21 protein-coding genes are annotated in these 20,270 nt (G+C 62.7%); 3 read left to right on the top strand and 18 right to left on the bottom strand.

What is annotated here, in order from left to right; translation table 11 throughout:
- Positions 1 to 7 precede the first annotated feature (7 nt).
- The 3 genes from PQR27_RS01555 to PQR27_RS01545 all read right to left on the bottom strand — a co-directional run bounded on the left by PQR27_RS01555 (position 8) and on the right by PQR27_RS01545 (position 2,931).
- A complete protein-coding gene (locus PQR27_RS01555; RefSeq protein WP_408525373.1) occupies positions 8 to 1,015 on the bottom strand; it encodes an SIS domain-containing protein in 1,008 nt (335 codons plus the stop codon).
- Positions 1,008 to 2,111, bottom strand: a complete 1,104-nt coding sequence (gene nagA / locus PQR27_RS01550; RefSeq protein ID WP_408521978.1) for an N-acetylglucosamine-6-phosphate deacetylase — start codon at positions 2,109 to 2,111, stop codon at positions 1,008 to 1,010. Before nagA ends, PQR27_RS01555 begins: the two co-directional genes overlap by 8 nt.
- A gap of 85 nt (positions 2,112 to 2,196) precedes the next feature.
- Positions 2,197 to 2,931: a GntR family transcriptional regulator gene (locus tag PQR27_RS01545; RefSeq protein WP_408521977.1), complete on the bottom strand. Its 735-nt coding sequence runs from the start codon at positions 2,929 to 2,931 to the stop codon at positions 2,197 to 2,199.
- 383 nt (positions 2,932 to 3,314) lie between these two features.
- On the opposite strand from PQR27_RS01545, the gene PQR27_RS01540 reads away from it, so the two are divergent.
- A complete protein-coding gene (locus PQR27_RS01540; RefSeq protein ID WP_408521976.1) occupies positions 3,315 to 4,241 on the top strand; it encodes a bifunctional helix-turn-helix transcriptional regulator/GNAT family N-acetyltransferase in 927 nt (308 codons plus the stop codon).
- Positions 4,242 to 4,324: 83 nt separating this feature from the next.
- Here the strand turns inward: PQR27_RS01540 and PQR27_RS01535 are convergent, their stop codons facing one another.
- The 7 genes from PQR27_RS01535 to PQR27_RS01505 all read right to left on the bottom strand — a co-directional run bounded on the left by PQR27_RS01535 (position 4,325) and on the right by PQR27_RS01505 (position 11,614).
- Positions 4,325 to 5,137 carry a MetQ/NlpA family ABC transporter substrate-binding protein gene (locus tag PQR27_RS01535; RefSeq protein WP_408521975.1) on the bottom strand — a complete coding sequence of 271 codons (813 nt, stop codon included), beginning with the start codon at positions 5,135 to 5,137 and terminating at the stop codon, positions 4,325 to 4,327.
- 205 nt (positions 5,138 to 5,342) lie between these two features.
- A complete protein-coding gene (locus tag PQR27_RS01530; protein WP_408521974.1) occupies positions 5,343 to 7,166 on the bottom strand; it encodes a methyl-accepting chemotaxis protein in 1,824 nt (607 codons plus the stop codon).
- Between the two features lie 319 nt (positions 7,167 to 7,485).
- A complete protein-coding gene (locus tag PQR27_RS01525) occupies positions 7,486 to 8,115 on the bottom strand; it encodes an SCO family protein (RefSeq protein WP_408521973.1) in 630 nt (209 codons plus the stop codon).
- Between the two features lie 5 nt (positions 8,116 to 8,120).
- Positions 8,121 to 9,026, bottom strand: coding sequence for a heme o synthase (cyoE, locus tag PQR27_RS01520; RefSeq protein ID WP_408521972.1), 906 nt, complete (start codon positions 9,024 to 9,026; stop codon positions 8,121 to 8,123).
- Positions 9,027 to 9,032: 6 nt separating this feature from the next.
- Positions 9,033 to 10,142 (bottom strand): COX15/CtaA family protein, encoded by a 1,110-nt coding sequence (locus PQR27_RS01515; protein WP_408521971.1) that lies wholly within the window; start codon positions 10,140 to 10,142, stop codon positions 9,033 to 9,035.
- Between the two features lie 22 nt (positions 10,143 to 10,164).
- On the bottom strand, positions 10,165 to 10,827 hold the full coding sequence (locus tag PQR27_RS01510) for an SCO family protein (RefSeq protein WP_408521970.1): 663 nt from the start codon (positions 10,825 to 10,827) through the stop codon (positions 10,165 to 10,167).
- A 70-nt stretch (positions 10,828 to 10,897) separates the two neighbouring features.
- Complete coding sequence (locus tag PQR27_RS01505; protein WP_408521969.1) at positions 10,898 to 11,614, bottom strand: SURF1 family protein; 717 nt, start codon at positions 11,612 to 11,614, stop codon at positions 10,898 to 10,900.
- Between the two features lie 111 nt (positions 11,615 to 11,725).
- Between PQR27_RS01505 and PQR27_RS01500 the strand changes: the two genes are divergently transcribed.
- Positions 11,726 to 11,935: a twin transmembrane helix small protein gene (locus tag PQR27_RS01500; RefSeq protein ID WP_007179452.1), complete on the top strand. Its 210-nt coding sequence runs from the start codon at positions 11,726 to 11,728 to the stop codon at positions 11,933 to 11,935.
- Positions 11,936 to 12,135: 200 nt separating this feature from the next.
- Here PQR27_RS01500 and PQR27_RS01495 read toward each other — a convergent pair whose 3' ends face one another.
- From PQR27_RS01495 to PQR27_RS01460, 8 genes are all read right to left on the bottom strand, one after another.
- Positions 12,136 to 12,993 carry a cytochrome c oxidase subunit 3 gene (locus PQR27_RS01495; RefSeq protein ID WP_408521968.1) on the bottom strand — a complete coding sequence of 286 codons (858 nt, stop codon included), beginning with the start codon at positions 12,991 to 12,993 and terminating at the stop codon, positions 12,136 to 12,138.
- A 140-nt stretch (positions 12,994 to 13,133) separates the two neighbouring features.
- The gene (locus PQR27_RS01490) at positions 13,134 to 13,343 is read right to left on the bottom strand and encodes a DUF2970 domain-containing protein (protein ID WP_408521967.1); all 210 of its coding nucleotides are present in this window, start codon (positions 13,341 to 13,343) and stop codon (positions 13,134 to 13,136) included.
- Positions 13,344 to 13,378: 35 nt separating this feature from the next.
- The gene (locus tag PQR27_RS01485; protein ID WP_408521966.1) at positions 13,379 to 13,993 is read right to left on the bottom strand and encodes a cytochrome c oxidase assembly protein; all 615 of its coding nucleotides are present in this window, start codon (positions 13,991 to 13,993) and stop codon (positions 13,379 to 13,381) included.
- Between the two features lie 42 nt (positions 13,994 to 14,035).
- Entirely contained in the window at positions 14,036 to 14,170 is a 135-nt protein-coding gene (locus tag PQR27_RS01480) for a cytochrome oxidase small assembly protein (RefSeq protein ID WP_095417582.1), read from the bottom strand.
- 117 nt (positions 14,171 to 14,287) lie between these two features.
- Positions 14,288 to 15,901 carry a cytochrome c oxidase subunit I gene (ctaD, locus tag PQR27_RS01475; protein WP_408521965.1) on the bottom strand — a complete coding sequence of 538 codons (1,614 nt, stop codon included), beginning with the start codon at positions 15,899 to 15,901 and terminating at the stop codon, positions 14,288 to 14,290.
- Positions 15,902 to 15,945: 44 nt separating this feature from the next.
- On the bottom strand, positions 15,946 to 17,610 hold the full coding sequence (gene coxB, locus PQR27_RS01470; RefSeq protein WP_408521964.1) for a cytochrome c oxidase subunit II: 1,665 nt from the start codon (positions 17,608 to 17,610) through the stop codon (positions 15,946 to 15,948).
- A gap of 66 nt (positions 17,611 to 17,676) precedes the next feature.
- Positions 17,677 to 18,150, bottom strand: coding sequence for a DUF2244 domain-containing protein (locus PQR27_RS01465; protein WP_408521963.1), 474 nt, complete (start codon positions 18,148 to 18,150; stop codon positions 17,677 to 17,679).
- A 277-nt stretch (positions 18,151 to 18,427) separates the two neighbouring features.
- Positions 18,428 to 19,393 (bottom strand): methyltransferase domain-containing protein, encoded by a 966-nt coding sequence (locus PQR27_RS01460; protein ID WP_408521962.1) that lies wholly within the window; start codon positions 19,391 to 19,393, stop codon positions 18,428 to 18,430.
- 84 nt (positions 19,394 to 19,477) lie between these two features.
- Between PQR27_RS01460 and PQR27_RS01455 the strand changes: the two genes are divergently transcribed.
- On the top strand, positions 19,478 to 20,263 hold the full coding sequence (locus PQR27_RS01455) for a phosphoribosyltransferase family protein (RefSeq protein WP_408521961.1): 786 nt from the start codon (positions 19,478 to 19,480) through the stop codon (positions 20,261 to 20,263).
- Positions 20,264 to 20,270 lie beyond the last annotated feature (7 nt).

Below are 20,270 nucleotides of genomic sequence, written 5' to 3'. Positions count from 1 at the left end.
TTCTCGATCAGTGAGTTTCGGTGACTTTGTTGAGATGGCGCGGCGCATCAGGATTGCGCCCACGCGCGGCGGCAAGGCCGGCGGCCATCACATAAAAGGACAGGATCGCGGCGATCGGATCGAGCGCCGCGTGAGCGGTAACAGCAAGCGGCAAGGTCGCTTCCGGCACATCGGCCGGCGCGGCGAGCAGCACCCGGGCGCCGCGCGCCTGCATGTCGCGCGCGAGCTGCAGCAGGCCGGCCTGTTCCGGGCCGCGCGGGGCAAAGACCAGCAGCGGGTAGTCGCGGTCGATCAGTTCCATTGGACCGTGCCGCACTTCCGCACTCGAAAACGCCTCGGCCTGAATGCCGGAGGTTTCCTTCAGTTTCAGCGCGGCTTCCTGGGCAATCGCGAGACCCAGCCCGCGACCGATGACGATCATGCGTTCGATGCCACGCAATTCATCCACCGCGTTTGACCAGTCGAGCTTGCCGGCCGTCTGCAGCGCTTCCGGCAGCGCCTGCAAAGCGGCGAGCAGTTCGGCGTCCTTCTGCCAGTGCGCGACCAGTTGCGCGGAAATCGACAGCATCGCGATATAGCTCTTGGTGGCGGCGACGCTCAGTTCAGGACCGGCGACGAGCGGCAGATGCCATTCGCAGGCGTCGGCCAGCGGCGAGCTCGGCGCATTCACAGCGGCGACCGTCAACGCGCCGGCGTGACGCAGTGCTTCCATCGTGCCAACCAGATCAGGACTTTTGCCCGATTGCGAGAACGCCAGCGCGAGTTGATCGCGCACCTGCAGCGGCGCCTGTTGCAGCGTGGCGACCGACATCGGCAGTGAAGCGACCGGCAGGCCGAGACGGCTCATCGTCAGGCTGGCGAAATAACTCGCCGCGTGGTCCGAGCTGCCGCGCGCAACCGTCAGCGCGACATGGCGCGGCTTCTCCGCGAGCTTCGTGGCCAATGCGGCGACGCGCGAGGTGTCCGTCAGTTGCGCGGCGACCGTTTCAGCGGACGCCAACGCCTCTTTAAGCATATTCGACAATTGATTCTCCTTCGACGTAAGTCGCGGTCAACGCCAGTTCACGGTCGAACACGACCACGTCGGCCCACGCGCCGCGCGCGATGCGGCCGCGGTCTTCGATGCCGAGGTAGTCGGCGGCGTAGCGCGACAAACGGTTTGACACATCGGCGATCGGCAAGCCGATCGAAACAAGATTGCGCAGTGCCTGATCCATCGTCAGGGTGCTGCCGGCCAGCGTGCCGTCGGCAAGACGTACACCGCCGAGACACTTCGTCACGCGCTGACTGCCGAGACGATATTCACCGTCGGGCATGCCGGTGGCGGAGGTGCTGTCCGTCACCACATACAGGCGCGGAATCGCGCGCAACGCAGCGCGGATCGCACCCGGATGGACGTGCAGCAAATCGGGAATGATTTCGGCGAATTCGGCGTGCGCGAGCGCAGCGCCGACAAGGCCAGGATTGCGGTGGTGCAGCGGCGACATGGCGTTGAACAGGTGCGTGAAGCCACATGCGCCATGCTTCAGCGCGGCGACGGCGTCGTCGTACGTGCCGAGCGAATGGCCAAGCTGGACGCGCACGCCGCGCGCCGCCATCTCGGAGATGATCTCCATGTGGCCGGCGATTTCCGGCGCCAGCGTGACGACGCGAATCGGCGCGATCGACAGGTATTTCAGCACTTCGTCCATCACCGCCGAGACCGCCGCGTCCGGTTGCGCGCCAAGCTTGCCGGGATTGATGTACGGCCCTTCCAGATGCACGCCGAGCACGCGTGCGCCGCCTGGCGTACGGATGCGCGCCACGTCGCCGAGACCGGCCACCACGCGCATCAGTTCGTCGCGCGGCGCGGTCATCGTGGTGGCGAGCAGGCTGGTCGTGCCATAACGCGCATGCGTTCGGGTGATGGTTTCGATTGCGTCGCCGGCTTCCATCACGTCGGAGCCGCCGCCGCCGTGCACGTGCAAATCAATGAAGCCTGGCAGGATGTACGGCGCGTCGTTCGTCGACGGATCGACGCGTTCGCCAGTCAGCGCCGTGATGCGGCCGTTTTCAAATTCGAGCGTGCCGTGAATCCACCCGTCGGTGGTGAGTATGTTTCCGGTCAGCATGTCTCTCTCTGGTGAGGCAGTAATGCGGGGTATGACTGAGTTGCGCTGACGGGCGCCACCTGTGAAGGCTTTTCGCCTCGCTCGTTCAGGTACGCAATTCAGCGACAAAGTCGTAGTAGTCGTCGCGACAATAAGTGTCGGTCAGCTCGATCGCGCGCTGATCGGCGCTGTAGCCGATACGGGTAATGACCAGCAGCGCCGAGCGCGGTTCGATATCCATCAACGAGGCGATCTCACTCGAAGCATTGACCGCGCGGAAGTGCTGCAACGCGCGCACGACAGCGGCGCCACGTTGTTCCAGATAGCTGTATAGCGACGCGCCGACTGCCTGCGGATCGGGCACGATGGCCGCCGGCAGCGCCGAATGCTCGACCGCCATGACGATGCCGTCAGCGCGCCGCAGGCGCCGCAAGCTCGCCACCGCGGCACCGGGCGACAGGCCGAGGTGCACCAGCTCGTCACGGTTGGCGGCGCGGATATCGCGCTCGAGCCACACCGAATCCGGCCGGAAGCCGCGTTGCTGCATCTTTTTCGTGAAACCGGTGAGCCGTGACAGCGGGTCTTCGACGCGCGGCGTAATGAAGCTGCCCGCGCCACGCGCCCGCCGGATCAAGCCTTGCTCGACCAGCAATTCGATCGCCTTACGCGCGGTGATGCGCGACACGCCGATCGCATCCGACAGCGTGCGCTCCGAAGGCAGCGCCTCACCCGCCGACCACACACCGCAGCGGATCGCCGTCGCAAGATTGCGCGCGAGCTGCAAATAGAGCGGCGTGACGTTGCGGGCGTCAGGCATCAGTGCGGACCAGCGAGTTTCCATGGGGCTCCGGCGGTCGTCGTGGAGAGTACGGCCTACGAGAAATGAGAGCCCATTATATAACCAACATAATACCAGTCAATCGACTGGTTCTATGCTGGTATGAAATGGCCCGAAGCCTTGCTGGACAGGCGTGAGAGGGTGATTTGCGGACCTCGGGCAGTCCAATTCGGGGATCGGGATTTACCCGTATTCGGGATCCTGTAAGGGTCCACTCGGGGTCCACCCGGTCCTATTGGTTCTCACCCTGGCTGACGATATGCCCCCGAATTGATACATTGCACATACCAGTTTGATCTGCCCATCGCTGTGGCGTCTTTTTTAATGGATGGGCTTCAAATATAGTGCTGTGTACGAAGCCAGTAAAAAATTCCGGGGAGCAGCACTTGACTGATTCCGAGGCGCTGTGGCGCGCTCAGGCCGTCCGCCACTTCAATCGCTTCTATACCCAGCACATTGGCGCGCTGCACGAGCATCTGGCAAAGAGTGCCTTCTCGCTGACGGAGGTGCGCGTTCTGCATGAGTTGTCCCGCGGACGCGCACAGACGGCCTCGGTGCTCGGGCGCAATCTTGGGCTCGACAGCGGTTATCTGAGCCGCCTTCTGACCAGCTTCGAACGACGCAACCTGATCACGCGACGTCCGTCCGATACGGACGCACGTCAGTCGTTCATCGCCCTCACCGACAGTGGCCATGCGGCCTACGCGCCGCTCGATGCCGCCGCGATCGACGAAGTGTCGGCCTTGCTGGACGGCCTCCCCGCGCTCGCGCAGGAACAACTGATCACCGCGATGAAGCTCATCGAGCGGCTGCTCAGCGACAAAGCAAGGCGCGAAACCGTGGCGCTGCGGCAACCGCGCGTCGGCGAATGCGGCTGGCTCGTGCATCGGCAGGCGCAGTGGTTCGCCGCGCAATACGGCTGGGATCAATCGTTCGAAGGCCTGCTCGCACGCATTGTCGCGGATTACGCGCAACACAATGATCCGGTGCGGGAGACCTGCTGGATCGCCGATCAGGAAGGCATGGTGGTCGGCTCGGTGTGCATCGTCGGCGTCTCGACGACGGTGGCGGGTGTGCGGCTTCTGTGGGTCGAACCGGACGTGCAGCGTCTGGGCATCGGCACGCTGTTGCTGGGCGAATGCGTGCGGTTCGCAAGACGCGCGGGTTACACCAAGCTCACGCTGACCACCGCCAGCATGCTCGATGATCCGCGCCGGCTATGCGAGCGCGCCGGCTTCAGACTCGCCAGCACGACTGCGGAGCGCCGTTTCGGCCAGGATCTGGCAATCGAGCGATGGGAACTGGAGTTGTAGGCCGGGACGCGTCGTGAACTAAAAAAAACGCCACGGTTTCCCGTGGCGTTTCCAGTTTACAGCCTGGTTTCACACTCAATCGCTCAGAACGACGGCACCACCGAGCCCTTGAACTGCGTCTTGATGAACTGACGCACGTCTTCCGACTGGTAAGCCGCGACCAGCTTCTTGACCCACGGCTTGTCCTTATCCTGTGTGCGCACGGCGATCAGGTTGGCGTACGGGCTGTGGATGTCCTCCAGCGCGATCGCATCTTTGGTCGGCTGCAAGCCGGCGGCCAGCGCGAAGTTCGTGTTGATCGCGGCCGCGTCGACGTCCGACAGCGAGCGCGGCAGTTGGGCGGCGTCGAGTTCGACCAGCTTGATCTTCTTCGGATTCTCGGCGACGTCGAGCGGCGTTGCGTTATTTCCGTTGGTGCCCGCCCCGGCCTTCAGCTTGACCACGCCTTGTGCCTGCAACAGCAGCAGCGCGCGGTTTTCATTCGAGGGATCGTTAGGCACCGCGATCTTCGCGCCTTGCGGCAGATCCTTCAGCGACTTGAGCTTCTTCGAGTAGATGCCGAGCGGCGAGATGTACGTGAGGCCGGCATTGACGATCTTATAGCCACGTTGCTTGACCTGGCTATCCAGATACGGCTGATGCTGGAAGCTGTTGGCATCGAGATCGCCTGCATCGAGTGCCGCGTTCGGCTGCACGTAGTCGTTGAATTCGACGACCTTGACGTTCAGGCCTTCGCGCTTCGCCACCTTGGTGACGACTTCCCAGATTTGCGCATCCGGGCCGCCGATGGTGCCGACCTTGATGACCTTGTCGTCGGCATGGGCGCCGAAGCTGGTGACGATCGCGGCGCTCGCGACCACTGCGGAGAGGGCTTTCAGAATGTTTCTGCGCTGCATGTGATTCTCGCTTTCTTCTGATCGATGTCAGATTCGGGTGGAAGCCGGCGGCAGGCATCTTGTGGACGCGCCGCCAACTGGACCGCAAATGGTCTCATAAGGCCGGCGAGATGGGAAATATCACGATCGCATATGGTTATGCGCCTTCAGCAACGGGGATGGAACCGCGCGCATGACATGCGGCATGCACGCGGTCGATCGCTGACTAGAACGCGGTCCAGTCGTCGTCGGACACTGAGACCTTCGTCGCGGTGGTGGCGGCGCGCGCGGCTAGTGGTTTTGCGCTCGCTGCGAATGTGGAGCTCGATGCGGCCGAAGGCGTACCGGACGGCACAGGCAGCTTCGGTTCGGCACGCGTTGCCGACGGTACAACGGTCGGTGCTTGCCGTGGCGTGCGGGTCTCGGGTGTGGCAATAGCCTTCGTTGCAGGTGTCGCGCGTCGTGCCGCCGTCTCTACCGAGGGCTCGGCCGCAGTATCGGCGCTGTTCACGCGGAACGCGCCCACCGTGTCACGCAGACGCCCCGCCTGATCCTGCAACGAAGCCGCCGCGGCGGCTGCCTCTTCGACCAGCGCCGCATTCTGCTGCGTCACTTCGTCCATCTGTGTCACCGCGCGGCCGACCTGCGAAATGCCGCTGCTCTGCTCCTCGGACGCCGCCGCGATTTCGCCCATGATGTCGGTGACGCGCTGCACGGCTTGCAGAATCTCGCCCATCGTCGTGCCGGCCTGCTCCACCAGCGTCGAGCCGTTGTGCACACGCTCCACCGACGCGCTAATCAGTTGCTTGATCTCCTTGGCCGCCGTTGCCGAGCGCTGCGCCAGGCTGCGCACCTCGCCCGCGACAACCGCAAAACCACGGCCCTGTTCGCCGGCTCGCGCGGCCTCGACCGCGGCGTTCAACGCGAGAATATTGGTCTGGAACGCGATGCCCTCGATCACGCCGATGATGTCGGCGATCTGCCGCGAGCTGTCGTTGATTTCGCCCATCGTGCCGATCACGCGCGACACCACATCGTGGCCGCGGGTCGCGATTTCGGACGCGTTGTGGGCCAGACCGCTCGCCTGGCGCGCATTGTCGGCGTTCTGCTTGACCGTCGCGGTGAGCTCTTCCATGCTCGCTGCCGTCTCCTGCAATGAGGCCGCCTGCTGCTCGGTGCGCTGCGACAAGTCGCCGTTGCCGGCGGCGATCTGCTTCGTCGCCGAGGCGATCGATTCCGCCGAGCGGCGAATCTCGCCGATGGTCCGTTGCAACCGATTCTGCATGTCGCGCATGGCCGCCATCATGCTAGTCGAATCGTCATCGCGAACGTCAACCACCTGCGTCAGATCGCCCGCGGAGATGCTCGCCGCGAGCCGCGCCGCCTGATCAGGCTCGCCGCCCAGGCTCGCGCGCACATTGCGGATGATCAGCACCATGGCAAACGAAATGATCGCGCCGATCACCAGCACGACGGCGAGGTGGCCGAGCAAGGTGTCGTAGTAGACCGTGTCGATGTCCTTGATGAACACACCGCTGGTGATGTTCCAGTCCCACGGCGCGAAACGCACCACATAGCTGACTTTCGGCACGGCGGTTTCGCTATGCGGCAGACGTCCGCGATACTCGGCGAAGCCACGCCCGCCGGTCCTGGCTGCGTCGACGATGGCGACGTACAGCAATTTGCCGTCAGGGTCCTTGAAGTCGCCGACCGGTTTGCCATTCATTTGCGGCAGCGTCGGGTGCATCAGCACGACCGGCTTCGAATCCATCACGAACAGATAGCCGGACTCGCCGTAGCGCATTGTCGCGAGACGGGCGAGCGCTTCGCGCTGCGCGTCGGCCTCGCTCATCTTGCCGCCTTGCGAGAGCGCGTAATAGCCGTTCACGACGCCCTGCGCCGCGTCGACGAGATTCACCATGCCCGCCTTGCGCTCCGCCAGCATCGTGCTGCGCGTTTCGATCGCGCTCCACAGCCCGACGCCGAGCAGCCCCAGCCAGACGAGCGCGAGCGCGAGCCATAGTTTGCGATTCAAACTCATCCTGCTCATTGTTGTGGTCTCTCTCGTGTGATTCGTGTTCCGTTTTGCGGCCGCGAGTATGCCGCGCAAGCCGCGCGCAAACGATTGCCTCAGTTATATCGGCACGGCAGACACGCAACTTGAGACGGCTGGAAGGATTACGGCGCCGCTGCAGGTAGTCCGTGGGCGCACGTTGATATCGCGCAGCGCGCGTTGCTACACCGCCCGTTCGAAAGGGGCGGGTTCGTAGCGACTGGAGCGAAAGTGCCGATTTCCGGCTTGAGAGGGGGTACGAAATGACATGAAAAACGGGCGCGCGGCAAATGCACGCGCCCGCAGTATCAATGCATCAATCGAGCAGCAGCTTGATATCGTGCACCCAGGGCGTTGCGCCCTGACCATCGCGTGCGAAGAGCCGCAGCTTGCCGTCCGTGTCGAACACGTAGCTCGCCGCCGTGTGATCCATGGTGTAGCTATCGGGCGTCTTGCCCGGCACCTTCGCGTAGTAGACGCGGAAATCTTTAGTGATCTTCGTGAGCTGCGCCTCGTCGGCCGGACGCAAACCGACAAAGGTCGGATTGAATGCCGGCACGTATTGCGCCAGCAAGGCCGGCGTATCGCGCTGCGGATCAACGGTGACGAACAGGACCTGCACGCGTTTCGCGTCTTGCGGGCCGAGTTGCTGAAGCGCTTGCGAGAGCTCGGCCATTGTGGTCGGGCAGACGTCCGGGCAATGCGTATAGCCGAAAAACAGCACGACCACTTTGCCCTTGTAATCCGCCATTGTGCGGATCTTGCCGGACGTGTCGGGCAGCGAAAAGTCGTTCCCGAATTGCGTGTTGCCGGTGATGTCGAGATTCTGGAATGCCGGCGTCTCTTTGCCGCAACCTGCTGCCAGCAACGCACCGCCAAGCATGCAGGCGATCACGGTGACGCGCGCGGCGGCACGCGCCGTGCGCACAAAGCGAAGTGTGAACATGGGTGTTACGCGCCGATCAGGACGCGCGCATAGTGGTCGATCAGTAGCGCGGCGAACAGCAGCGACAGATACACGATCGAGTAACGGAAGGTTTTGCGCGCCAGCTCGTCGGAATATTCCCGATAGATCTTCCACGCATACGCGAGGAACACGGCGCCCAGCAGCACCGCCGCGGCAAGGTACACCACACCGCTCATACCGGAGATGAACGGCATCATGGTGACCGCGAACAGGATGACGGTGTACAGCAGGATATGCAATCGCGTGTACTTCTCGCCGTGCGTGTTCGGCAGCATGGGCAGGCCGGCGTTCTCGTAGTCTTTGCGGCGATACAGTGCGAGCGCCCAGAAATGCGGTGGCGTCCACACGAAGATGATCAACACGAGAATCCATGCGTCGCCCGGCACGTGACCGGTGACTGCCGCCCAGCCGAGCGCTGGCGGCATTGCGCCCGAGGCGCCGCCGATCACGATGTTCTGCGGCGTGGCCGGCTTCAGAAGCAGCGTGTAAATCACCGCATAGCCGACAAACGTGGCGAGCGTGAGCCACATGGTGAGCGGATTGGCGAACGTGTAGAGCGTCCACATACCGAGGCCGCCGAGCACGGCAGAAAACAGCAGGATCTGCGGGGTCGTGATTTCGCCACGCGCGGAGGGTCGCCATGAGGTGCGACGCATCTTTGCGTCGATCTTCTGTTCCATCAGGCAATTGATGGCGAACGCCGCACCGGCCAGCAGCCAGATGCCGACGGTGCCGCCGATCAGAACGGTCCACGGCACCATGCCGCGGGTCGACAGAAACATGCCGATGACTGCGCAGAACACAGCCAGCTGCGTGACGCGCGGCTTCGTCAGGGCGATGTACTGGGAGACCCGGCTACCGGGCGTTTGGGAGAGAGTTGTGCTGTCCATGTAGGGTCACGCTGGCGCGGCATCGCGCGCAGGCAACACGGCGCGGCCGGGACGGCTATAAGCGATCCGAAAGTTTAACATAACGAGTAGAAGCAGCAGGATCGCGGCCCCACCGTTATGGGCGACCGCAATGGGCAACGGCCATTGCAGAACGATGTTCGACAGCCCGGTGATGAACTGGATCAGCACCACCAGCAACACGCCGTTGGCCGGCCGCCGCAGTGACTCGAAGCGGCGCAGTTTCAGGGCAAACCACACCAGATAGGCGACCACCACGATCGCAAAGGTGCGATGGGTCCAGTGGATGGCGACCAGCGCGTCCTGGGTGATCATGTCGCCGTCGCCGGTCATGCCGAGCGCGCGCCACAGATGAAAGCCGTGCGTGAAGTCCATGGGCGGAACCCACTGGCCGTTGCAGGTCGGGAAATCCGTGCACGCGAGCACCGCATAGTTCGTACTGACCCAGCCGCCCAGCGCAATCTGCGCGATCAGCAGCACGAGGCCGGCGATCGCCGCCGCGCGCCAGCGCGCGGCTTCAGGTTCATAGGCGGGCAGCGGCGTTTGGCGCGCGGCCAGCCAGCCGAGCGTGCCGAGCAGCGCGAGACCGAGCAGCAGATGGGTCGTCACGATGATCGGTTGCAGCTTCATGGTCACGGTCCATGCGCCGAATGCGCCCTGAACCAGGATCAGCAGCAACAGCGAAGTCGGCCACCACGGCGACACGTGCAACGGGCGGCGCTTGATGCGCGCGGTCCATGCGAGCAGCGTCTGCGCGATGATCAGCACGCCGATCGCCATGGCGAAGTAGCGGTGGATCATCTCGATCCAGGCCTTTGTCATGCTGACGGGCCCGGTGGGCATCGATTGATGCGCAGCGGTAATCGCCGCGTGCGCGATGAACGGCGAGGAGGTGCCGTAGCAGCCTGGCCAGTCCGGGCAACCGAGGCCGGAGTCGGTGAGGCGCGTGAAGCCGCCGAACATCACCAGATCCAGCGTCAGGAAGGTGGTGAGCCAGACCAGTTTGCGGAATTTGTTGTCATCTGCCTTGACCCACACATAGGACAGCGGCAACAACGCGATACACAAACCGATCAGGGCCAGTTGCAGTACGAACATCTCTCTTACCCTTGTTGCGGCATCAGCCGATGCTCGACCATTTGAGCAGCTTCGTCACATCGCCCTTGATCTTGCTCGGGTTCGGATCTTTCGGGAAACGCATCATCAGATTGCCGTTCGGATCGACCATGTAGATGTGGTCGGTGACCTGGGTGCCGGTGTCGGCCGGCAACCACGCGGACACCTGCGCCGGATCGGCGACCAGCATGTTGGTGTCGGGATAGGCCTTTTGTATCACGTCAGCGACATTGCCTGCATCGGTGCGCAGCCACACCTCGACGACGCGTTCGCGTTCCGGGCCCTGAGCTGCGCGGATTTGCCGCATGAAGTAGAGCTTGGTGACGCACGCCTTGTCGCACGCGCTGCCGTCGACGGAGATCAGCAGCCAGCGGCCACGCAGCGACGCGAGCTTGAGCGGCTTGCCGTCTTCGCCGGTCACGACGAGCGAGTCCGGAATCGGCCGCTGCGGTTCGACCAGCGTGCCGTAGCTCGTCGAGCCGCCGGTCGGCTTGATCACGTAGTACGTGAAGTACGAGACCGCGATTGGCGCGGCGCAGATCACCGCCAGCAACAGCAGCATCCAGCGGCCGCGTTTCCACGAGCCTTCACCGTTGGGTCGGCCGGGGATCACTTTCGGAGCAGCGGGTTTGCCGGCTTGCGGCGAACGGGGAGATTGCGTCGACACTACAGGACCTCTTTCAATGATTGCGCGGCTTCGACACCCTTGCTCAAGGCACGAAACCGCAGGCGATGCGTTACACGTTCGGGACGTGCTCTTTCTTCGCGGCGCGGCGCGCGGCGTACAGACCGAAGACCAACGCCGCGGCCGCCATGCCCCACCACTGGAACATGTAGCCGTAGTTGCGCTCGACGCCGCTCGTCGGCGCCGGCCAGTCGCGCACCAGGTTATCGCCGTCGTCACTCAGTTGCTGGATCACGAACGATTGCAGTGGCAAACCGGTTTCCGCCGCGTAGGTCGCCGGATCCAGATTCTGGCGGATCGTCTGATGCGCGGCCGAACCGCCCTGCCCCAACTCGAATGCGCGCGTCGCATCGGCGCGCGCAATGCCTTCGATGTCGATTTCGCCTTGCGGCGTGGCGTACGGCGCGATCGTCTCGCGATTGCTCATGTTGCGCGGCAGCCAGCCGCGATTGACCAGCACATACCCGCCGTCAGCCAGTTTAAAGGGCATCACGACGTAAAAGCCCGGCTGGTCGTTATAGGGGCGATTATCCAGATAGACGACCTTATCGGCGACGAAGCTGCCACGCGCCTTCACGCGATGGAATTCGATATCCTTCAGGTCGACCGGCGCGGCGCTGACGGGCTGCGCGGGTGCGTTCTCAAACTGGGTGATGTGCGCCTCGAGCGCTTCCTTCTGATGCGCGCGATCGCGCTGCCAGAAACCGAGCCGCAGCGTCACCGCGATGACGAGCAGAATCAATAGCGTGGGAATCAAGCGGATCTTCATCGGCCGTGCTCCGCCCTGGTGTGCGGCCGCGTCTGGAACGTACGGCAGACGCCGGCGCGCAGTGCGATAATAAACGTCTTGCCTCTGCGCTTTCCGGTTTCAATTGGTTCCATGCACATTCTCGTTCCCATCGCCTTCGTCCTGATCATTGCCAGCATGGTGTCGGCGCTGTACTTCATGATGCATGACAAGGGCAAGACCAAACGGATGGTCTGGTCGCTCGCCACACGGGTGGGCCTGTCGATCTCGCTGTTCCTGTTCATCCTGTTTGCACACTGGATGGGCTGGATTCAGTCGACCGGTATTCCTTACGGGCGTTGAGTCTGGCGCGAAGAACCGTTCCTTCGCCGTGCGCTCGTCTTCCCCTCGTCTTCCCGTCATCAAGCAAAACGCCGCCCTGACAGGGTCGAGGGCGGCGCTGCTGGAATCTTGCGTACGGCTCTGCGCGACGCCCCAGAAGAGCATGACGCAGATAGCCTGCGCGCGCTCCGGATAACCGGTTCGGCGCAGGCCGGATTGCGTTACAGCCAGTACACGACGATGTACAGCCCGAGCCACACGACGTCCACAAAGTGCCAGTACCAGGCGGCGCCTTCGAACGCGAAGTGATGCTCCGCCGTAAAGTGGCCACGGATCATCCGCACCAGTACCACCGCCAGCATCGTGCCGCCGAGGAACACGTGGAAACCGTGGAAGCCCGTCAGCAGGAAGAACGTGGAGCCGTACACACCCGAAGCCAGCGTCAGGTTCAGTTCGTTGTACGCGTGGAAATATTCGAAGCCTTGCAGGAACAGGAAGCAGACGCCGAGCACGAGCGTAGCCGCCAGCCAGATGATCGCTTTCTTGCGATGATCTTCACGCAGCGCGTGGTGCGAGACCGTCAACGTGGCGCCCGAGGACAGCAGCAGCGCCGTGTTGATGGTCGGCACCGGCCACGGCTGCATCGACTTGAAGGTCGAGACCAGCGCTGCCGGACCGTTGTTCGGCCACACCGCGGAGAAATCCGGCCAGATCAGCTTGTAGTCGAGACTGCCGAGTTGATGCAGCGCGATTTCACGCGCGTAAAACAGCGCGCCGAAGAACGCGCCGAAGAACATCACTTCGGAGAAAATGAACCAGCTCATGCTCCAGCGGTATGACTTGTCGACATTCTTGCCGTACATGCCGCCTTCCGACTCGGCGATCGCGTCACCGAACCAGTGCCACAAGGTATAGAGCAGCCACAGCAGACCCACGGCGACGCCGAGCGGTGCCCAGTCATGGTCGTTGATCCAGGCCGCAAGCGATCCGAGCATGACCAGCAACCCGGTGGCGGCGCTGATCGGATGCCGCGACGGATGCGGCACGAAATAGTACGGGCTCTCGTTTTGACCGCTCATTCTTGATTCTCCACTTCAGTCCAGTTGTTCCGGAAATCTCCGGCTGTATCTTCGGCGGCGCGTCGATACCGCACCGCTTCACTCTAATTCGTGGGCGCTGTTTCGCCCTGTGCTACCTGTGCGCCTGCCCTAACACCCCATCAACCCACTACCGCGCGCACGATCAGGATCAACACGGCAATCAGAATTGCCACACTGATCAGCGCTGCTGCAATCACATGCAGCGGGTTCAGCTGCGCCGCGTCCGCTTCCAGATCGCGACGCTTGCGTACACCGAAAAACGACCAGAACACGGCACGCATCGACTGACCAAAACTGCTCTTGTGCGGGCTGCCGCCGTTATCGCTCATCTCGTCTTCTCTTCCTTCGCCCGCGGCTCACGCCGTCAGGCGGGGTTGGCGGTGGTTGCCGCCGTGTTGGCCGTGGGCGCTGCACTCCCGGCCTTCGCCGCTGCCGGCGTATTCAACTCAAAGAACGTGTACGACAACGTGATCGTTTTCACATCCTTCGGCAACTTCGGGTCGACCACGAACACCACCGGCATCCGCTTCGTCTGATTCGCAGTCAAAGTCTGCTGCGTAAAACAGAAACACTCGATCTTCTTGAAGTATTCGGTGGCCTGCTTCGGCGCGTAGCTCGGAATGGCTTGCGCCTGAATCGTGCGCGCCTGTTCGTTGCTGACTTCGTACATCACCGTTGTGACTTCGCCCGGATGCACGTCGAGACTGCGTTGCTCCGGCTTGAAACCTAGCGGGCCGCGCGCGTTCGCATCGAATTCGATCGAAATCGTGCGGCTCATGTCGACCTGCGTATTCTTCGCCTCGCGCGCCGTTGCATCACGCTGCACGAGGTTGTTGATGCCCGTGACCTCGCAGATCGCGCGGTACATGGGTATTAGCGCGAAACCGAAACCGAACATCATCAACGCGACGACGAGCAGCTTGATCAGCATCGAACGGTTAAAAGAGCGATCGGCCTGAGCCGGCGGTTGCGTCGACATCTCAATCCTCAACAAACCTGCACACAGATTCGAACCACCCCGTCAGGAAAACCACTTCTGATGGATGATGACGCTCGCGAAAAAGACCGCGGCGATCACAAACATCACGAAACCGATCCGCCGGTTGCCCGCACGAATCTGCTCGGGCGTACGTCTTTCTTGAGGATTACGCGTCATGCTCGACTTTCTGAATACTTTCGTGACTACGGGGTGCCGCCACTGCTTCACTCGCTGCCGGATTCCGACGGGGACTTACCCGCCCGCCGCCAGAACCGGCAACTCACAGCAAGCCGATTACTCGACGGTCGGCGGGTTTTCGAACGTGTGGAACGGAGCCGGGCTCGGCACGGTCCATTCGAGGCCCGTTGCGCCGTCCCATGGCTTGTCGCCAGCCTTTTCGAGTTCGCCACCGCCACGGTAGGCCGGCAATGCCACTGCGAACAGGAAGTAGACCTGCGCCAGACCGAAGCCGAACGCGCCGATCGAGATCACCTGGTTCCAGTCGGTGAACTGAGCCGGATAGTCAGCGTAACGACGCGGCATACCTGCGAGACCGACAAAGTGCATCGGCAGGAACGCGAGGTTGAAGAAGAACATCGACGCCCAGAAGTGGATCTTGCCGCGCGTTTCGTTGTACATCCAGCCGGTCCACTTCGGCGCCCAGTAATACCACCCGGAGAACAGCGCGAAGAGTGATCCCGCCACTAGCACGTAGTGAAAGTGCGCCACCACGAAATAGGTACCGTGATACTGGATGTCGAGCGGTGCCATAGCGAGCATCAGGCCCGACAGACCGCCGAACGTGAACACCAGCAGAAAGCCGACCGCGAACAGCATAGGCGTCTCGAAGGTCAGCGAACCGCGCCACATCGTCGCGACCCAGTTGAACACCTTCACGCCCGTCGGCACGGCAATCAGCATCGTCGCGTACATGAAGAACAGTTGGCCTGTCACCGGCATGCCGGTAGCGAACATGTGATGCGCCCAGACCATGAACGACAGAATCGCGATCGACGAGGTTGCGTACACCATCGAGCTATAGCCGAACAGCGGCTTGCGCGAGAACGCCGGGATCACCTGCGACACGATCCCGAACGCCGGCAAGATCATGATGTACACCTCGGGATGCCCGAAGAACCAGAAAATATGCTGGTACATCACCGGATCGCCGCCGCCTGCCGCGTTGAAGAACGACGTGCCGAAGTGGCGATCGAACAGCACCATGGTGATCGCGCCTGCCAGAACCGGCATCACGGCGATCAGCAGGTACGCAGTGATCAGCCACGTCCAGACGAACATCGGCATCTTCATCAGCGTAAGGCCAGGTGCGCGCATGTTCAGGATCGTCACAACAATGTTGATCCCGCCCATGATCGACGAAGCACCCATCAAGTGGACCGCGAAAATCGCGAAGTCCATGCCCGGGCCCATTTGAGTGGACAGCGGCGCGTACAGCGTCCAGCCCGCAGCGGTCGCGCCACCCGGCGCGAAGAACGAACCGACCAGCAGGATGGCGGCCACCGGCAGCAGCCAGAAGCTGAAGTTGTTCATCCGCGCGAAGGCCATGTCCGATGCGCCGATCTGCAGCGGCACCATCCAGTTCGCGAAGCCGACGAAGGCCGGCATGATCGCGCCGAACACCATGATCAGGCCGTGCATGGTGGTCAACTGGTTGAAGAACTCGGGGCGCATGATCTGCAGGCCCGGCTCGAACAGTTCGGCACGGATCATCAGCGCCATCACGCCCCCGGAGAGGAACATGGTGAACGAGAAGATCAGGTACAGCGTACCGATGTCCTTGTGATTGGTTGCGAACAGCCAACGACGCCAGCCATGCGGCGTTTCGTGGGCATGGTCGCCGTGCACGTGCTCGTGGCCCGCGGTTACATCGTGTCCGATGCTAGACATGACAATCTCCTAATGCGAATACTGCGGTGCTGACCATGAACACGTCAGGCAGCCGGGCTGATCTGGACACGCCGGGCTTCTTTCGCGTCGCTGCCGCCCGTGATCGTTTCCGGCTTCTTCAAAATAATATGGTCTTCGGCAATGCCGGCTGCTTTCAGTGCGTCGCGCACGGCTTCCGCGCGGCTCTTCGCGAGCTTCGCGTTGACGTCCGCAGAACCGGTGGCGTCGGTGAAGCCCGACAGCGTGAATTTCGCGTCCGGGTGTGCCTTCGAGTAGGCCACAGCCGCGTCGACTGCCGCTTTCGCGTCGGCCGGCAGCGTGCTCTTGCCGGTCTCGAAGTAGACGCTTGCCGGGAGTGCCACCTGCGCTGCCGCGGCGCTGTCCGAGCCGGCCGCAGCCGCTTCGGCACCCGAGGCGCCTGCTGCGCCTGAGGCACCTGCTGCACCCGAAGCACCTGCTGCGCCCGAAGCCGCTTCTGCGCCGCTAGCTGCCGCAGCCGCGCCGGCCAGATGGTCGCCGCCTTCGGGCATTTTGCCGTTGCGCGCGTCCAGCACCTGCTTCGGCTGCAGAATGTCGCCGGTGTGGTTGCCCCACGAGTTACGTTCGTACGTGATGACCGAAGCGATTTCGACGTCGTTCAGCGTCGGCGCCCACGAAGGCATCGCGTTCTTGCCCTTCAGCACGATGCTCACGTGCTCGGCGATCGGGCCATTGGCGATCTTGCTGCCGTCGAGCGCCGGGAATGCGCCTGCGCCCTTGCCGGTCGGCTGGTGGCAGACCGCGCAGTTCGACGCGTACACCTTGCCGCCGCGCTCCATCAGTTCGGCCATCGTGTAGGTCTTGTTCGGATCGTCCTGGCCCGCGGCCATTTTCTTCTTCTGCGCATCGACCCATGCCGCGTAGTCGTCAGCGGACAGCACTTCGACCACCACCGGCATGAACGCGTGTTCCTTGCCGCACAGTTCGGTACAGAAGCCGCGGAATGTGCCGACCTTGTCAGCCTTGAACCACGTGTCGCGCACGAAACCCGGGATCGCGTCCTGCTTCACGCCGAAGGCCGGCACGTACCAGGAGTGGACTACGTCGTTTGCGGTGGTGATGATGCGGATTTTCTTGTCGACCGGGACGACCAGCGGATTGTCGACTTCCTGCAGATACGTGGTGGAAATCGGCTGGCGGCCATCGGTTTCCGCACGCGGCGTGGCCAGCGTGGACAGAAAGCTGATGCCTTCGCCCGGTCCCTTCACATAGTCGTAGCCCCATTTCCACTGGTAGCCGGTGACCTTGATCGTGACGTCGGCGTTGGTGGTGTCTTTCATCGCAACGACGGTCTTGGTGGCGGGCAACGCCATCAAGACGACGATGATGAACGGCACGATCGTCCAGATGATTTCGACGGTGGTGCTTTCGTGGAAATTAGAAGCCTTGTGACCTTTCGATTTGCGGTGTGCAAAGATCGAATAGAACATCACGCCGAACACGCCGACGAAGATCACCAGGCAAAGAACCAGCATGAACATGTGGAGGCTGAAGAGCTCCTCAGCGATTTTTGTCGCAGGCGGCTGGAGATTGATCTCGTTGACGGCAGGGCCGCCCGGAACATCGCCCACTGCCAGGGCCGCACCGGCGAAAAGCAGTCCGCTCATCGCCAGCACGCCCATGAGGGCTCGCTTGATTGTTTTCATAGCTTCCTTACCCAAAATTTCCATTCAAACCCTCGACCCCGCTGGCAGGCTGTCCCGCGCTCCCCGTGAACGCCGCGCGACTTCACGCATCTAACAACGCGTGAGCCACATACGCAATTCGCCTGCAAACTGCGTGCGCCGATACTGCGCGAGATGTTGCCCGATCATGATCGTCTGACCGCGCGAGACCAGCTTGATCTGGTCACGCGGCGTTGCGCCCGGCTCGATCCGCACCCAGCGCGGATTGAATTCAAACTGCGTGAGCCGCTCGGCGCTGACCTGCTCGATCACAAGCCGGTTCTGAAACAGCCGGATCCGCTCGTAATCGACAGCATGACGCGCATAGATGGCAAACGCGATGCCTACCGCCAGCAATTCAACACCGGTGAACGGCAGCACCAGCCAGGCGCCGACCAGAACCAGCATGAAAGCAATTGCCAGCGAGAACAACGCAAGCGATACGTAGAAACATACGAACTGCCGCGGCGAAATCGAACAGTTGCGTTTCATTGTCCAGTCTTTGAGAACCGGTTCTGAATCCGCCAGCAGATCTGATGCTTCCATCGCTGCCTCCCGCCGATCGTCACCAATCGCCGCCTGCGGCTACCTTATTACTGCCGCGTCACCTTATATTGCAGCCCTATGCCTCGGGCCTGTCGCCCCAAATGTGGGAACTCCGGGCGACAAACTGACGCATTATAGGCGCGATCCATGGCATCCACAAGCAAGCCTCTATCGGCTCACAAGCCACGCGCGGCAAGCCTCCGCGCCGTTTTGCCGCATCTTTCCGGCGTCTTTTGAAACGGTAATTTCAGACATAACGGATGTCCTCTTTACCGCTTCAACGATTCCTCGACGAACCTCGTCCGATATCCTCTATTCGAACGATCCCGTGCCCTTCCGCCGTTGTGCGCGGCACGGCTTTCCACGCATGTCCATAGATCACTTCGAAGGTCAGGGCGATGGTGCCGTCGGCACGCCGGCGGGCTTCGAGCGCCGCCAGCAAAGCCTTGTGCAGACGACGTGCCGCCGCGCTCGAGGCCGCCTCGCGCTCGAACGGATAGGCGCCCCAGCGGCGCACATCCGCGAGCAGCGACTCGGGCGACTTGTACGTAATAGTGAGTGTTTCCTGATCCATCACGGGGATCTCAAACCCGCTTTCGACCAGCATATCGCCGAGATCGTGCATGTCGACAAAATCGATCACATGCTTGCGCGAGACCACACCGTGCGCGGCCTCGACCTCCGCGTAGGCGCCGCGCAACTCCTTCAGCGAATCGGGACCGAGCGTGCTGAACATCAGCAGGCCGTTTACTTTCAGTACGCGCTGCCATTCAGGCAACACGAGGTCCGGCCGCGAATGCCAATGCAGCGCGAGATTGGACCAGATGAATTCGAAGGCGCCGGCCGCGAACGGCAACGCCGAGAAGTCGGCCTGCGCGAAACGCGGCCCACGGGCGCCGAGCGCCTTGCCGAGCGTGGCCGGCAAGAAACGCCGCCAGCTCGTGTCGCCGGCGTCGTGACGCAGCGCGCGCGTGAGCATCCCATGCGACAGATCGGTACCGAACACCGGCGCCTCGGGAAAGCGTTCGCGCAGTGCGGGGAGGTCTTCGCCCGCGCCGCAGCCCGCATCGAGCACGCTCGCCGGGGTGACCTTGATGTAGTCGAGACGCTCGCGCATACGCTGCGCGATTTCGCGCGGCAGGAAGGCGACCTCGTCGAAGGTCGCCGCGCGGCGGTCGAAAATCCGCCTGAGGCGCCGGGAATCATAGGCCGGACGGCCAGATTGAGCGGGAGTTGGGGGCATGGGTGTCGTACTGGCGAAGAGCACGAAGTATACTCGCTCGCTTCGTTCCCTTCAGCGTGAAAGGCCTTTGTGGGCGGTCCAATCATGCCATTTCGACCATTTTCTTCGTCTTCCGGCGGCCGCTTCGCACGTTTTGCGCGCGGTTTGCATTCGGCATGGCCGCGCGTGATCCACGCCGCGCTGCCGAATCTGTGCGTGTTGTGCGGCAATTTGTCGCACAAGACACTTTGCGCCGGTTGCGATGAAGCGTACTGGAATGAAGAGCGCTTGCGCTGCACGGTATGCGCGGTGCCTCTATCCGGAACGCGGTGGGCAGCTCGCACGCACTATCGCTGTGCGGATTGTGTCGGCGAGCCGCCGCGATTCGATGCAACATTCGCGCTCGCGGACTATCGCGCGCCGCTCGACGCCCTCGCGCTCGGCCTGAAGTTCCGCGCCCGGCTGATGCTGGCGCGCGAGTTTGCGCAACGCCTCGCACGTCTCGCGGAAGACTCCTGGCAAGAATCGTCCGAATGGCCCGACGTGATCGCGCCGGTGCCGCTCGCCACCCAACGTCTGGCCGAGCGCGGCTATAACCAGGCGTGGCAGATCGCCAAGCCGCTGGCTCGCGCGCTCAATGTACGCGGCGACGCCACCTTGCTGCACCGGGTGATCCACACCGCGCCGCAATCGCGGCTCGACCTCGACGCGCGCAGGCAGAACGTAGGCCGCGCGTTCAAAGTCGCCAGACCGGTGCAGGGGTTGCATGTCGGCATCGTCGACGACGTCATGACGACCGGCGCAACCCTCGAAGCACTGGCCCGCACGCTAAAAGCAGCCGGTGCGCGGCGCGTCACCAACTTCGTCGCGCTGCGCACGCCGAAAAACTAGTCCTTAC

Source organism: Paraburkholderia fungorum (assembly GCF_046027215.1).
Lineage (GTDB): Bacteria > Pseudomonadota > Gammaproteobacteria > Burkholderiales > Burkholderiaceae > Paraburkholderia > Paraburkholderia fungorum_D.
Note: the sequence above shows the minus strand (reverse complement) of the source record. Positions and strands in the feature narration are given on the sequence as shown.

What these genes read in the sequence shown, in the direction of transcription:
- PQR27_RS01495 (WP_408521968.1), bottom strand. Translation starts at nt 12,993, where the DNA reads ATGAGCGGTCAAAACGAGAGCCCGTACTATTTCGTGCCGCATCCGTCG.
- PQR27_RS01465 (WP_408521963.1), bottom strand. Translation starts at nt 18,150, where the DNA reads ATGGAAGCATCAGATCTGCTGGCGGATTCAGAACCGGTTCTCAAAGAC.
- PQR27_RS01545 (WP_408521977.1), bottom strand. Translation starts at nt 2,931, where the DNA reads ATGGAAACTCGCTGGTCCGCACTGATGCCTGACGCCCGCAACGTCACG.
- PQR27_RS01555 (WP_408525373.1), bottom strand. Translation starts at nt 1,015, where the DNA reads ATGCTTAAAGAGGCGTTGGCGTCCGCTGAAACGGTCGCCGCGCAACTG.
- ctaD (WP_408521965.1), bottom strand. Translation starts at nt 15,901, where the DNA reads ATGTCTAGCATCGGACACGATGTAACCGCGGGCCACGAGCACGTGCAC.
- PQR27_RS01500 (WP_007179452.1), top strand. Translation starts at nt 11,726, where the DNA reads ATGCACATTCTCGTTCCCATCGCCTTCGTCCTGATCATTGCCAGCATG.
- cyoE (WP_408521972.1), bottom strand. Translation starts at nt 9,026, where the DNA reads ATGGACAGCACAACTCTCTCCCAAACGCCCGGTAGCCGGGTCTCCCAG.
- PQR27_RS01480 (WP_095417582.1), bottom strand. Translation starts at nt 14,170, where the DNA reads ATGACGCGTAATCCTCAAGAAAGACGTACGCCCGAGCAGATTCGTGCG.
- coxB (WP_408521964.1), bottom strand. Translation starts at nt 17,610, where the DNA reads ATGGAAATTTTGGGTAAGGAAGCTATGAAAACAATCAAGCGAGCCCTC.
- PQR27_RS01535 (WP_408521975.1), bottom strand. Translation starts at nt 5,137, where the DNA reads ATGCAGCGCAGAAACATTCTGAAAGCCCTCTCCGCAGTGGTCGCGAGC.
- nagA (WP_408521978.1), bottom strand. Translation starts at nt 2,111, where the DNA reads ATGCTGACCGGAAACATACTCACCACCGACGGGTGGATTCACGGCACG.
- PQR27_RS01460 (WP_408521962.1), bottom strand. Translation starts at nt 19,393, where the DNA reads ATGCCCCCAACTCCCGCTCAATCTGGCCGTCCGGCCTATGATTCCCGG.
- PQR27_RS01525 (WP_408521973.1), bottom strand. Translation starts at nt 8,115, where the DNA reads ATGTTCACACTTCGCTTTGTGCGCACGGCGCGTGCCGCCGCGCGCGTC.
- PQR27_RS01490 (WP_408521967.1), bottom strand. Translation starts at nt 13,343, where the DNA reads ATGAGCGATAACGGCGGCAGCCCGCACAAGAGCAGTTTTGGTCAGTCG.
- PQR27_RS01505 (WP_408521969.1), bottom strand. Translation starts at nt 11,614, where the DNA reads ATGAAGATCCGCTTGATTCCCACGCTATTGATTCTGCTCGTCATCGCG.
- PQR27_RS01530 (WP_408521974.1), bottom strand. Translation starts at nt 7,166, where the DNA reads ATGAGCAGGATGAGTTTGAATCGCAAACTATGGCTCGCGCTCGCGCTC.
- PQR27_RS01515 (WP_408521971.1), bottom strand. Translation starts at nt 10,142, where the DNA reads ATGTTCGTACTGCAACTGGCCCTGATCGGTTTGTGTATCGCGTTGTTG.
- PQR27_RS01455 (WP_408521961.1), top strand. Translation starts at nt 19,478, where the DNA reads ATGCCATTTCGACCATTTTCTTCGTCTTCCGGCGGCCGCTTCGCACGT.
- PQR27_RS01485 (WP_408521966.1), bottom strand. Translation starts at nt 13,993, where the DNA reads ATGTCGACGCAACCGCCGGCTCAGGCCGATCGCTCTTTTAACCGTTCG.